The 13,175-nt window shown below is 46.2% G+C and carries 11 protein-coding genes; 1 reads left to right on the forward strand and 10 read right to left on the reverse strand.

Going from position 1 to position 13,175, the window contains the following annotated elements; all coding sequences use genetic code 11:
- Window position 1: 1 nt before the first annotated feature.
- The gene (locus tag MHB84_RS04505; protein ID WP_341143002.1) at window positions 2–130 is read right to left on the reverse strand and encodes a hypothetical protein; all 129 of its coding nucleotides are present in this window, start codon (window positions 128–130) and stop codon (window positions 2–4) included.
- Entirely contained in the window at window positions 117–1,463 is a 1,347-nt protein-coding gene (locus MHB84_RS04510; RefSeq protein WP_076290152.1) for an ABC transporter substrate-binding protein, read from the reverse strand. Before MHB84_RS04510 ends, MHB84_RS04505 begins: the two co-directional genes overlap by 14 nt.
- A gap of 549 nt (window positions 1,464–2,012) precedes the next feature.
- On the opposite strand from MHB84_RS04510, the gene MHB84_RS04515 reads away from it, so the two are divergent.
- Window positions 2,013–3,053: a LacI family DNA-binding transcriptional regulator gene (locus tag MHB84_RS04515; RefSeq protein ID WP_326065286.1), complete on the forward strand. Its 1,041-nt coding sequence runs from the start codon at window positions 2,013–2,015 to the stop codon at window positions 3,051–3,053.
- Window positions 3,054–3,164: 111 nt separating this feature from the next.
- Here the strand turns inward: MHB84_RS04515 and MHB84_RS04520 are convergent, their stop codons facing one another.
- The 8 genes from MHB84_RS04520 to MHB84_RS04555 form a co-directional block, all read right to left on the reverse strand.
- Window positions 3,165–4,178: a DUF4272 domain-containing protein gene (locus tag MHB84_RS04520; protein ID WP_256716844.1), complete on the reverse strand. Its 1,014-nt coding sequence runs from the start codon at window positions 4,176–4,178 to the stop codon at window positions 3,165–3,167.
- 418 nt (window positions 4,179–4,596) lie between these two features.
- Complete coding sequence (locus MHB84_RS04525; RefSeq protein WP_076289990.1) at window positions 4,597–5,817, reverse strand: RtcB family protein; 1,221 nt, start codon at window positions 5,815–5,817, stop codon at window positions 4,597–4,599.
- A 185-nt stretch (window positions 5,818–6,002) separates the two neighbouring features.
- On the reverse strand, window positions 6,003–6,425 hold the full coding sequence (locus MHB84_RS04530) for a hypothetical protein (protein ID WP_076289991.1): 423 nt from the start codon (window positions 6,423–6,425) through the stop codon (window positions 6,003–6,005).
- 106 nt (window positions 6,426–6,531) lie between these two features.
- Window positions 6,532–6,969 carry a GNAT family N-acetyltransferase gene (locus tag MHB84_RS04535; RefSeq protein WP_076289992.1) on the reverse strand — a complete coding sequence of 146 codons (438 nt, stop codon included), beginning with the start codon at window positions 6,967–6,969 and terminating at the stop codon, window positions 6,532–6,534.
- Window positions 6,970–7,007: 38 nt separating this feature from the next.
- Window positions 7,008–7,433 carry a GNAT family N-acetyltransferase gene (locus tag MHB84_RS04540; protein ID WP_083678956.1) on the reverse strand — a complete coding sequence of 142 codons (426 nt, stop codon included), beginning with the start codon at window positions 7,431–7,433 and terminating at the stop codon, window positions 7,008–7,010.
- Between the two features lie 21 nt (window positions 7,434–7,454).
- Window positions 7,455–7,937, reverse strand: a complete 483-nt coding sequence (locus MHB84_RS04545) for a GNAT family N-acetyltransferase (protein WP_076289994.1) — start codon at window positions 7,935–7,937, stop codon at window positions 7,455–7,457.
- Window positions 7,938–8,117: 180 nt separating this feature from the next.
- Entirely contained in the window at window positions 8,118–10,190 is a 2,073-nt protein-coding gene (locus tag MHB84_RS04550) for an S-layer homology domain-containing protein (protein ID WP_076289995.1), read from the reverse strand.
- Window positions 10,191–10,325: 135 nt separating this feature from the next.
- Window positions 10,326–13,028, reverse strand: coding sequence for a LuxR C-terminal-related transcriptional regulator (locus MHB84_RS04555; RefSeq protein ID WP_341143003.1), 2,703 nt, complete (start codon window positions 13,026–13,028; stop codon window positions 10,326–10,328).
- Window positions 13,029–13,175 lie beyond the last annotated feature (147 nt).

Genomic DNA, 13,175 nt, shown 5'->3' on the forward strand with positions numbered 1-13,175 from the left:
CTTACGAGCCCTCCTCATCAAGGCTGATGCCAGCAATACTTAGTTCGTGATACAGAAAAAGAGGTACCCGTGCGTGAGCCCGGACACGAGGCACCCCTGTCTGAATCATGCTGAAATTACTGTTTGCCAAGCTTATCGACTGCTGCTTGTGCCTGCGCTTTATACTTCTCGGCTGTTGCTGTAACGGAAGCATTGTTTTTGATAATGTCGTTTACATAGTCACCGATTGGATAACCCGCGTAGGCGTCATCCAGCAAGATGCGGCCCGTTCCAGCGATATGCTCCCGAATCATGGCGATGTCCTTCTCGTCGGTATAACGGCTTTCCAGGTAATCCTGACCTGGGTACTCTTCGATCTGTGGAATGTCGAAGGTTTCTTCATAGATTTGGTATACAATTTTAGGATCTTCCACACCTTTAGGAATGAATTTTGCTGAGGCAGCGTTGTTGGCGTATGTTACATCCTTGCTGCCCTGAGGACCGTTCGGAATTGGTACGACTCCGGCAGCAAAGGTGATATCGCCCAACTGCCATTCCGCAGCAGTGAACAAAGCCACATCTCCATCCTTGAATGTGTTGCTTTCCTCCCAGTTCGTTTTGTCACCTGTTTTGACTTTTACAACATTCTCGACGTTATACAAGCGTTTGACAAATTCGGCAGCTTCAATCGTTTTCGGATCGGACAATCCTTCTTTTGAATGTTCGTCATCTACAATCGTGCCGCCATTAGCTGCAGTAAAGTGACGAAGCACATCAATAGCCCAGCCGGAGAACCCGTATACGTCAATTTTTCCGTCGTTATCTGTATCCTTGGTCGCTTGTTTCGCCAGTTCCAAGAATTTATCCCAGTTCCATTCGCCTTTGTTATAAAGCTCCTGAGGATCAGGTAACGACAGCTTCTTGAACAAGTCACGGTTATAGTGAAGTCCCAGACCGATGCTGGTTGGAGATTCAAATGCGTAGTAGTTGCCTGCGATGGCAGGGTATTTTGCGATCAGATTTGCCTCTTGGTTGATGTTATTCTCAGCTGTGGTGAATTCGGAGATCGGAAGCAGTTGCCCTTTGAGGATGGCGGGTAATGCGGATTTGTACTCCATCTGAACGATGTCTGCGAACGGTTCGCCAGCCAGCGCTGTCGTTGTAAATTTGTTCATGTATTCTTCGAATGGTACATTCACGAACTCGATTTTTACGTTGTATTTCTTCTCGACTTCAGCGATTTTATCTAGTCTCGCTTTATCCGAAGCGGTCTCCCCCGCTGGCTTCAGATCCCACCAGGCCGCAACCTTGATGACACGCCCACCCAAATCAGGTACATCGACTGCCACTTCTTCTGTTCCGCCTTCTTTGTCTGTCTCGACGGTTCCAGTGCTATTGCCCGTATTCGCTGGAGCATCATCAGCCGGCTGAGCCGTCCCCCCACCACTGCAAGCGGATACAAAAAGCATTACGGCCAATAACATGAGCGGCAAAACGTTCCATTTTTTAGTCACGATTTTAACAACCTCCCCGAATGTGTATACAAATCATGGTCCGGCATAACTCCCTGTCTCCCATTTATCCTAATGAAATTCGATGATCACCACCATTTGTTATTTTATCGTTTGGTTTTGACAAACAAAATTTAACATAGCATAATGTAAGCGTCAACATTTTTATTGTTAACATTTTCTAATTATTCTGATAAAATGCTGTTATATCGCTTTAAAAGCTTATCATATAGCATATTATCCGAATACATTTCTGAGTACTCCCATATCCAAAACGAAAATCATTTTGATTATTTTGTTATTTTATAAAATAACAAAAAGATAATAAACTATTCAAAATTCGCCTTTTTCTCCTGCAACATGTCCATCACCGTGGTCTATCTCCGTCGTTACATGTATGGGACACTAACATTTTAACTTCTACAGCCGTTATTAGATTAAGAGAAATACAACATGATATACTAGAAACAGCTTTATTGCACAATGTAAGGAATACGGCAGAACTACGAGTGTAAGGATGGTATGATGAAGACGAAGGTAACAATTCAGGAAATAGCACATTTTACAGGTCTGTCGAAATTTGCGGTCTCACGAGCACTGTCCGGAAAATCAGGTGTTAGTGAGCAGACACGGGACGTTATTCTTAAGGCCGCTGGCAAACTTGGATATTTCAAAGATAACAGCATGTTGTCTGGTGATATGTATAGCAGCAATGAACTTCAGGACCCGCAAAACACGCGGTGGAGTGGCACCATTTTGATTTTGTTTCCTAATGTTCGTTATCAGAATCAGGAATCCGTATACTGGGGGCCTGTCTTTAACGGGATATCCTCCAGACTGAACCAGAAAAGCATCAATATTCTTACTCTGACAGAGCCTTCGGCGGATCAACTATTCACATTGCTGAATCCGGATGCCATTCGGGGCATTATTACGGTTGGCTCCATCTCAACACCCATTCTTCTTGAAATTAAACGTCTGGGCATTCCTGTTGTCATGGTGGATCACCTCGACCCTGTCTTTCACAGTGACAGTATTTTCACAGACAATTTTGCTTCCATGCGTGACATTATGCTCTACCTTCTACGCAAGGGATTCAAGCGGTTTCAGTTTGTTGGAAACACCAGTGACGCTCACAGCTTCTATGAACGATGGGTCGCCTATACTTCGGTATTGATGGGTCATGGATTGGAAATGAATCAGATCCCCGAACTAAGCAGCCCGGATGTGGATGATTTTCACAAGACGTTCACTTCGGTCATTCATGAGGGGAATTTGCCTGAGGTTTTTGTCTGTGCCAATGACTTCTATGCGCTATACACCATCGAGGCTCTGGAGAGCATAGGGATTAGTGTACCCGATCAGTGCGTAGTCACCGGTTTCGATAATGTGTATGATAATATCCCTGTACTCGCCACAGTTAATGTGAACAAGGAACTGCTTGGTGCGCGTGCGGTCGACCAGATGTTATGGCGAATTGTGAACCCGGAGAGTAATGTAGAGAAAAAGCTGATTCTTGCTGATGTGATGATTCGGGAACAGTATGGAAGACATAGCGGATAAAAGATAAGGTACCCATAGACAGCAAAACACCCCCATAACCAGTATTCGACTGGCTTGGGGGTATTTGAATTTGAATGCCATATAAAAAATAGTTGATATTAAAAGTCTATTCTAAGTATCTGTCCGTACATCATCCCAATCTTGATCCAGATAACAGATCAACCAATTGAGCGCACGGTGACGTTCGTAGGCCACTCCGCCATTCAGACCCCCAGGAGGTGTTTGCTCCTTCACACGACTGTCTACACACACCCAGTTGTACCGGTAGATTAGATCCGCTGCATCCAAAATCTCGCTTATGGAGCGAAGCTGTGCCCCGGCTACAAAGGCTTCAACATCGTCACATTGCTGTAAATATCCTACATCCTGTCCTACGTTACAAAGATTTACCGGTGCTCCAAGTTCTTTGACGTAGCCAAGCGCCCATAACATCACATGATAAGCCTCATATCCCCATGAAAAGGAGATAACCTCCTGATGCTCTGCCCCATGCTGCTCCACAAATCTTCTCTCCACAGGTGAAAAGAATGAAGCTGCATCATACTTGTCGATTACTTCCTGGACCAGCGCTGCTGTATCTTCTGCGCTCTCCCCCGCTCCAAGGCATTCACCTTTGAGAGCTGCAATACAAAGGGCTACCGCGCGCTCTGCAACTTGTTCCACACTACGGATCGTAGTATGCTCATCCCCCGCTCTTGCAGGCAAATGAACATTGAATGGGATTCCTTGCTCGTTTAGAAGCTGCTCGGAGCGCTCTTTGCGCAGCATTGCAGATTCCGACGGGGGTCTGACATCATCCAGAAAACTGGTGTGCGCTGTCACTTTGTAATCCTCTACTTCGGATTCTCCGTTGACATCCAACAGCAGCTGACCTTGCGCATTCAGCAAGGAGCCACCTCCCCAGAAAATGACTGCATCCAGGGCATCGGCCAGATGTAATAATTCATTAAAGAATTCTTCGGAAATGTCCTCTTCCGTCTCGATGCCAACAACCATATTCAGTGTAGAGCATTTAATCAGTACCTTCTCCTGCAGCGAAGCATTCTTTCCCTCAATTTGACTCAGAAACCCCAGCATCCCTTGAATCATAGCCGTAAATTCTTCAGGGTGGGTCTGGCTCGTCATGATATTGAAGCCCTTTGTCTTCTTACTAAATAACTTTTTGCGTGTAACTTGAATATGGGTTTTGTCTTCCTTACGTTCAATTGTATCCTGAGGGTATATGGATTGAATTATTTCAAACAACTGATTTAGGTCAAACTGCGAGCTGTATATCGCACAATTTCTCATGAGGTTCACCTTCTTCTTTCTATATAAGTTCAACTAATAAATATTTACATTGGCACTCCGATGACAGAACAACCTTCCGATCGCTGTTATCCCCAGATTTTGTTGATTCTCTTCTCCAAAGGGAAAAATCCGGGGATAAAGGCGAGGTCTATGCTTCCGATGCAGCTTTCTTTCAGAAAGCTTTTAGCTTCGCTTCTTCAGGTTATTTCTGTCCTCTCCGTTGTTGTGTAAATGTTGAGTTGAACATATCTAACTAGTCCTTATACGGGTCGAATTCGTTACCCCCGGCCATCGCGACACCTACGGGGCGAAGGGTATGGTTGATTTTCAAGGTATGCGCATGCGCATTCAGCACATCCTGCAGTTTCTTGTACACAAAAGGACTTTCGTCCGTGCCTGCACCCCGAAGCTCCACACCATATGCACGAATTGCCGCTCGCATCTGTTCCTCGCTGATCTCGCCGCCCATACGTGTGCGCAGCTTGTAATTCATTTTGCCAGCCGCTTGGGTTCGGCTCATAATCCGACCTGCACCATGCACGGTGCTGCGGAAAGACTCGGTATTCTCTTCGCTGTGGATTCCTTCCACGATTACCGAGATATCTCCCATGCTTCCGCCCACAAAACCGAGCTGGCCCGGTGCCAGCGGCGTTGCTCCTTTGCGGACCACCACCACTTCTTCGCCCATATGCTGTTCTTTCCAGGCAAAGTTATGATGGTTATGAACCGAATACTCTGCGCTCGCCCCGAGAATGCCGAGCACCTGTTCAATCACATAATCTCGCCCTGCGTATGCATACCGGCCGGCCAAAGTCATCCCGTCCCAATACATATCACCCATTTCACTCTTGAGATCAAACAGTGTTGGTGGTTGGTCCATCGATTCTCCCGGCGCTTTGCCACTAAATGCACGTCCGGCAGCCAGGTTCAGGAAACCACTGGCGACCTTATGCCCAAAGCCACGGCTGCCAAAGTGGTTTGCAATCCATACTTTACCCGTCGCCTCTTCCACAAAAATGTCGACAAAGTGATTGCCACTACCTACCGTCCCGAGCTGGTTGCGTGCGAGTGTCTTCAACTTGTGCTGTAGCTCATGCTCAATGGTATCAAACAGCTTCCAGCTGGCATCATCGAACAACTCATGCTCCACAGGATTTGGATTGTTGCGTCCTACACCGAAGGATATGGTTGCATTAATGTCATCCATAATGACAGCAATCTGATTCCGGATATCATCCCACATCAGGTTGGTGCGCACAGCCTTGTTGCCGCAGGCAATATCATATCCAACCCCTGACGGACTGATCATGTTCCGGTAGGCAACCACGCCCCCGATGGGCTGTGAATATCCTTTGTGATGGTCTGCCATTAGAGCCACGCCCAGTACATCTCCATACTGCGAGCAAGTCACCGCCTGACTTACCGCATTCTCCAGCGGCTCCCCCCAGACTTTAATGTTATCTACAATACGCATGATCTGGTTAACCTCCTTTTGTCTTCACTACAACTTTAATGAAATATATACGTCCCTGCCCATAACTTTCTTTATTTTACCAAAGAGAGATCCTTCCCGAAACTATACATTCCTTCAGTTCAAGGTTATCCGTATAAAGTAAAAAAAAGAGCGCTAGGCTCTCTTTTACATGATCGGGCCCTATTTTATTTCTTACTGATCTTAAACTTGAACTCCCACGTCGCTGTGTTACCCGAATAACGGCCTCTGTTCTCCGTCACGACAACCGATAGAGTCTTGTTGGTTGATTTGGAAATAGAGGAAACCTTAACGTTCATACTTTTGCTTCCCTGATCAGGAATTTTGTCCTGCTCTTCGGCATTCGCTTGTAATTTAAGCGTATCTGTAGGTTTCAGGTTCAACGTAACCGACGAACCCTCCTCCAGGCTCTTGCCGTTCACACTTGCCCCAATGGCCCATTCATTACCAACGGAATTGTTTTCCACCAGTTCTGCACTGACAAGCGTCACGGTTACTTTAACCGTCTTGGCAGCGGCATAGGATGTTGGGGAACATACAGCGAATACCAAACTCAGAATCATCAAGACATTAGCCCATTTTTTGAACACGAGAGTGCCTCCCTCATATCAGTTCATTTATTTCAAGACTATGCCTTATTCGCCCTGCTCCTTAAGTAGTCCTTCTACCGATTAGACATTTTCCGTGCTATATTGATTAATTAAAATGCTTCCGATAACCCTGAACTTTCTCATCTTTAAAGCCCAGCTTTTCATAAAAAATATGAGCCTCTTTACGCTGATCACCAGACACCAGAATCATGTATTCACATCCAAGATCTCTCGCAATGTGCTCAATCTGAAGCATAAGCTTCTGACCAATTCCTTGTCTGCGTACCTGATCGGATACAATCACATTCTCCACAACCATGAAGGGATTGCACTGACCTGCCAGATCCATACATTCAATACCCATAACTGATCCGGCCAGTTCGCCATTGTAAAATGCACCGAGTACATGGTAGTGTCCATTTTGCTGGATATAGTGAAACATCTTCTGCATCTGTTGTTCATTAGTCGGTGTACCCATCAATTCGTTGTATAACTGACTTAGCGCCGGTAGATCCTCAAGTTCGATTGCTTTAATGGTAACCATAATAATCCTCCTGATTTGTCCTATTTCGCATACATTGCTTAAGTTAGGTCCTTCTTAAAATAATAATGACTGTGTCCGGTCGGTGCATTGTCGATCGTTGTGATCAATTGGTAGCCATGCTTCTTGTAAAATTCCGGTGCTTGATATGAGAATGTGTTCAACATGACAAAATCACAAGATTTCTCTCGCGCAATTCGCTCAACTTCAAGCAACAACCGAGAACCATATCCCCGATGCCGTTGTTCAGAATTCACCCAAAGTATATCAACCTCCAGCCAATTCCAGCAAAGTGTAGTAAGCACACCTGCAACAATCTCGCCGGTCTCATTTTTGATATTGAAATTCAGTTCTTCGTAACGATGCCTTAATTCCTCGCTCACATGCGCAGCATTATATGCGATAAGTTGCTGGCGAACATATTCTGAATCCTCCGGAGTACTTGGATAGATATTGATTTGGGTCATCATCTTCTCCCTTTCTCGTTCTTACTTCGTAGTAAACATCTGAATAGGACCATCCCAGTCAGGTTCTCTAAGCTCTTGGTATTTATTATCGGTGTAGCGTGCAATGACCTTACGCCAGAAAATCTGAGCAGGCTCATTTGTCTCCATCTCCGCTACTTTCCATGTTCCGGGAAAAAGATTGAACACATGAATGGCGGCTTGCGCACCCACTCCCAGCTTTCTGTACTTTTTCATTACAAAAAACTCTGCCATTTCGTATACACTCGTCCCCTGTTCACTCTCAATTTCACGAATCAGTGCGAATCCCGCCAATTGTCCTTCTACTCGAAACAAAAAAGGATGTCTGCCCGCTTCTGTCCAATAATGGTCCAGGTACACATACTCATATAACCCGTTTTCGTTAACATCTTCCGGGTCATACTCACTAAAATCGTATTTGTACAATTCCATCAGATTGCGCAAAGTTGATTTCTGTTGGTACTCCGCTTGATGAATCGATAACATGAGATTATTTCCTTCTTTCCAGTTGATCATCGTTTGACGATGTCACTCGAAGCCACATTCGTTTCTTGCATATTTTAACATGAACTTATCTCCTACAAAATAAAAACAACGCACCTTCCATATAGGGAAGGCACGTTAGTTTAACTTACTATAGTCCACTTATACCTGATGTAGAATACTCTATTCTAATTCTCTTAGATCAACGTACACGTGACCTATAGCCATTTTGCCCAGTGGGTCCGTAGCCTTCACCTCAATCCGAATAGGCTCAATACTCGTCCCCAGTGCTCTAACATATAATTTCTGTCCAACCATTCTGACATCTGCCAATTGTGGATCAGGTGAGTCAGCCATAAGTTTGAGGCTTGACCTAGCGTCATCTTCATCCTCAAACATGAAGGACAGGTCGATCTCAATCTCATCTCCATTAACATAAGCGGTATTACCCGCAGGTGCCTCCACCAGCACGGGGGGAGCATCATCAAAATCATACATGTACACACGTTGCAGCAACGTGTGATGCAGTGTGAAATCAGGCTCTTCTCTCAGGAATATGGAGTTGTTATTCACATCCAAGTATTGCAGATCAGACAGTTCAGCAATTCCAATGGGTAAATGAACAAGCTCATTACTGTTCATATCAAGTTCCTGTAAGGAATGTAGTCCGCTAACATCCATTAAAGCCAGTCGATTATTCGCGAGATTCAGATACTCCAGCTGATCCAGTTCCGTAACATTGATCTCCGTCAGTTGGTTACCGGATAAATCCAGCCAATTCAAGCGATCGAATCCAGAGGCATCCGCCTTGCTTATGTCGTTTCCGGACAGATCTATTTCGGTTATATTTAACCCCTTGAATATCTCGACTCCTGTCAGATCGGAAATGCCTGCATTCCTCGCATACAATCCCCCATTTGTCTGAACGAGAGCTTCCGCCAATTCATCTTTGGTCAGCGGATCATCCACATCCTTTTGCAACCAATATGCAATGGCTCCAGCCAAATGTGGATCAGGAAATTGTCGACTTATCGTATTGGCCAGTACCTTAACTTTGAGTTTCGCCGTGACACTTGCGCCCTGATCATCGACAGCTTTGATCGTCAGCGTTATTTCACCAACAGCCTGTGGTACAAGTCGAATTACTTGGCCCACCACAGTGGAGGAAACGATGGTTTCATCTCCTGCTATGACACTGAACTGCAATTCATCACCATCTGGATCACTAAAATAAGAGGAGGTTTGCCAGTCCAGTGAGGCGTGATCCAATGTAATTTCCTGATCAGGCAAACCGCCACTAACGATCACTGGAGCCCTGTTTCCCGTACCTGGATTGGACGGAGTGGAAGGATTCGTCGGAGTTGTTGGTGCAGATCCACTTCCTCCACCCGAACTTCCATTTCCACTTCCTGGCGTCGCCTCGGAATTACCGTTTGTGTTTCCTTTACCGTTTCCTGCGTCATTGCCGCCTGAAGTTGTACCCTGCACCTCAGTTACCTTTCCTGGTTCATTAGCATTGGATTCCGGATTGGCGCCCTCTGGACTCGCAGCTTCTTCAAGCGCTTTAATCACTTCAGTTGTGCGTAGTGCGATCACGGCCATTTCCTGTCTGGAAGTGGAGCGCTTCGGAACAAAGTTTCCATTGTCCCCTTTCAAAATCCCCAATTCAACGGCCTGTTGTACACTTGGCAAAGCCCAGGTACTGATGCTGGACGTGTCCTTAAATGACAACTCTTTGGTCAGTTGTAACGCTTCATCATATCCCTTACTCTTGAGCATTCGTATAATCGTCGTTGCCAGCTCTTCCCTTGTCACCAGACCGCCTGGACGAAACGTACCATCCGGATAACCATTCATGATTCCGGCTAATTTGAGAGCATGAATATAGGATCCATTCTCAACGTTACTATCCAGATCTTTAAATAACAGATCTGGAAGCTGAGCTGACGACAACATGTTCATTTCCATTAGTTGTGCCAGTGTGTACGCAAGGTCCCCTCTTGTCAACGTTGCGCTCGGGTTGAAGTTCCCTGCTTCGTCCGCCAGAATCATCTGTTGCTCAGCAGCTCTTTCAATGGCTTGCCTTGCCCACGGTGCTGCCTGATGCAAGTCACGAATACTTACTGCATCGGTCGCTGCGCTCACTGTTCCGGGAACAGTAATGACGGATAAAGACAGAAGAGCCGCCAAATAAGGCGAGACCCTACGGTTCTTATTTTTAGAACAAAATTTTTGTTTGGATATACGTGTTGTCATCTCTTAACGTTACCTCCTACATGAACATAACCCTGGAGTCAGCAAAGACTCGTCAGCGTTATTTGATTATTTTCATTGTAGGAGAGACTATAGTTGGAAAACAGTCTACAAAAGAGTAGACAGCGTTTCAGCTCATCATAACAATCCCCGCTGCTCAGCAATTTGTACAGCATGAGTGCGACTACTCGCACCCAGCTTCGCGAACACTCGGCGAATGTGTGTATTAACAGTGCCGGGTGAGATACCAAACTCGACAGCAATCTGTCTGCTGGTCAGGCCCTCAGCGATATAACCGAATATCTTTTGCTCCATCGGACTGAGCCCCACTTCCTTCGTATCCAGTTTTGCCTCCCCTACAGAGGAGAGGCCCCTTGCCCGTTTGTCTCTTGCGAATGCCGATAATAACTGCTTCACATAAGCCATTTTCACACCATCATCCTGTATCGCCTTCGTACGGCGTAAATACAGGTAGTCCTGCAACAACCGCCTAATCTGCTCACCTTCTGCAACGAATGAACGTATATATCCTTCCGGTCCCCCCAACACCAAGGCACGGGATAATGCTGCAACACTGGCATCTGTGAATCCTTGCTTTTGCAGCATGATGGATTCCAGCAGAGCACATTCTACCTGTTCAGTCAGCCAATCCCGTTCTTCAGCCTGGTTACGGATTCGTCTCAGTTCCTCTTGTGCAAAATCATACTGCTCAAGGACAATCATCGCACGTATACGAACCATGGAATGGAAGATTTGATCACAGCTGGTCTCAGCTGCCATACTGCCTTCGCCTGCTGGTTTAGCCAGAATGGTTTGAGCCGATTCCACGGGACTCACTTCAAGTAAAATTCGATGTTGATGTGCTTCCAGGGCTGGTTGCCAGTAGTCCATATCCTTCACAGATAACAAACCTGTGACCTGTTGAAGCAGCTTCACGCCTTCCTCAGGTCGACCCAATGTAAGTTCAAGTCTGGCTTTGAGTACATACGCGGGAACAAGCAGCGCAGCTACCTTGATCTGCAAAGCCACTTCAAGGGCTCGATCCGCATAACTTACCGCTTCTGATAACCGATCCTGTTCCATTAAAATTTCACCATATCCGACACCATAGTAGGACGTTACATAGGCATGTTCAGCTAACCAACGTTCCGTAATCGCCCCAAAGCAAGCTTCCGCACGCCGTAAATAGCCATTAACGCCATGAAAGCTGCGTAGGCGCATGCTCTCTCTCCGATCATAATCCATATACTGAAAGGCAATATCATCGGGATATCCCTGATCGATATAGGACACCAAATAATGAGCGAGCCCATCCAAATCTCTGTTCAGATAAGCCATGTAGGCTCGCATCACACAAATGACTTGCAGCAAATACCCGATAATCTCAGGTTCAAGCTGCCCTTGAAGATGCACCCGGATGACGTGTTCCAGTTCATCAAGCTGCTTCACCATCTGTCCATAAGGCATTTCGCTCGCGACTAGAAACAGGTAGGACATATATAACTTCGGACGTGCTTTCACAATCTCCAGTGGCAAAACATCGAAGTATCGCCGGAGCGTCCACCACTCTCCCATAATAAAGTGGGCAAACAGCTCTTCCAGCAGTCGGGCTGCGTCCTGCATATGCTGTCCGAGAATATAATGATCCAGTGCTTCAGCGGGATATCCTTGCCGCTCATACCAATGTGCAGCAAGAGCATGTAATTCATCCACCTGTTCTGTGCCATAACGAGCCAGCTCACGCCTTAGAAATGCAGAGAACAAATGATGATACCGATACCAGTGCCTTTCCCGATCCAGTGGAACAAGGAAGAGATGTTCCTTTTCCAGCTGCCTTAACAAGTGCGGAGCTTCCTGCATATCACTTAATACCTGACACAAACTGTTGTTCATTCTTCTAGTGATCGCTGTCCGGAGCAGAAATTGCTGCATTTCGGGTGACTGACGCTGAAACACCTCTTCAAGCAGGTAATCCGAAATTGTCCTCTCCCCAGGCTGCCCGTGATCTTCACGAGACAGGGAAGTGGATGGACTGACCAAAGAGTCTGCACCCCATGCGTGAGATAAAGCCAGCAGCTTCAATCCGGCAGCCCATCCCTCCGTCTGCTGTACCCAACAACGCGCATCCTCCCCCGCAATATCCAATTGCATAATCTCCTGGCAAAATTCAATGCCCTCCTCTGTCGTAAACGCCAGTTCCTGAAGCGTGAAGTGCTTCAATTCACCTCTCAGACGCAGCTTCTCAAGCTTGAATGGAGGATAGGTGCGACTTGACAGTACCAGATGAATGGACAGGGGAAGATTTTCGATAAAGTATTGCATCTGCTCATGAATCTCAGGCTGAGTTACTGCATGATAGTCATCCAGAATAAGCAGTGCCTGTTGATTGGCCTGGGCAACACGGTTCAACAATAATATTAAAGCTGACCTTGGATCTATCGGATACCGTTGCAAAAAGTGTGGCAGAACATCTCCGCAGAGCCCCTCTCTCACTCGATCCAATGCATGAATAATGTAGAGCCAAAACTGAAGTGGGTCCTGATCTTTATCATCCAGGCAGACACTGGCCGCATGTACTGCTTCATTACTCACCCAGCTGCCTAGAAGTGTGGATTTCCCTGAACCGGCCGGGGCAGTTAACAAAGTGACTTTGGATCGAAACAATTCTTTGCGCTGCAAACTGAGCCGTGGACGGTCCATTGTATCCGCTGGCAAGGGTGGCAATTCCAGTTTGGTTGTTAAAATCATAAATTGAAGCCAGTCTCCGTGGAGACCAGCGGTATGTTCCTGTTGCATGAGATCCTCCTGAATCAGCACCATGGTGCCCGTTTTCCGATTCATTGTATGTACATTCAGATACCCTAAGTATACAAGGAACCACGGCCATGCCCCACACATTTTTGAACGAAAGTCTTGCGTCATCCTCCTTTTTTTCACAAAAAAAAGAAAGGGCAGACTGTATATCATACAGTTACCCCTTCTTCGGAA

Source organism: Paenibacillus sp. FSL F4-0087 (genome assembly GCF_038020215.1).
Lineage (GTDB): Bacteria > Bacillota > Bacilli > Paenibacillales > Paenibacillaceae > Paenibacillus > Paenibacillus taichungensis.

Excerpts from the sequence above, each read along its gene's own strand:
- MHB84_RS04555 (WP_341143003.1), bottom strand. The coding sequence starts at position 13,028 with ATGAATCGGAAAACGGGCACCATGGTGCTGATTCAGGAGGATCTCATG.
- MHB84_RS04535 (WP_076289992.1), bottom strand. The coding sequence starts at position 6,969 with ATGGTTACCATTAAAGCAATCGAACTTGAGGATCTACCGGCGCTAAGT.
- MHB84_RS04550 (WP_076289995.1), bottom strand. The coding sequence starts at position 10,190 with ATGACAACACGTATATCCAAACAAAAATTTTGTTCTAAAAATAAGAAC.
- MHB84_RS04540 (WP_083678956.1), bottom strand. The coding sequence starts at position 7,433 with ATGACCCAAATCAATATCTATCCAAGTACTCCGGAGGATTCAGAATAT.
- MHB84_RS04515 (WP_326065286.1), top strand. The coding sequence starts at position 2,013 with ATGATGAAGACGAAGGTAACAATTCAGGAAATAGCACATTTTACAGGT.
- MHB84_RS04520 (WP_256716844.1), bottom strand. The coding sequence starts at position 4,178 with ATGACGAGCCAGACCCACCCTGAAGAATTTACGGCTATGATTCAAGGG.
- MHB84_RS04525 (WP_076289990.1), bottom strand. The coding sequence starts at position 5,817 with ATGCGTATTGTAGATAACATTAAAGTCTGGGGGGAGCCGCTGGAGAAT.
- MHB84_RS04545 (WP_076289994.1), bottom strand. The coding sequence starts at position 7,937 with ATGTTATCGATTCATCAAGCGGAGTACCAACAGAAATCAACTTTGCGC.
- MHB84_RS04510 (WP_076290152.1), bottom strand. The coding sequence starts at position 1,463 with ATGTTATTGGCCGTAATGCTTTTTGTATCCGCTTGCAGTGGTGGGGGG.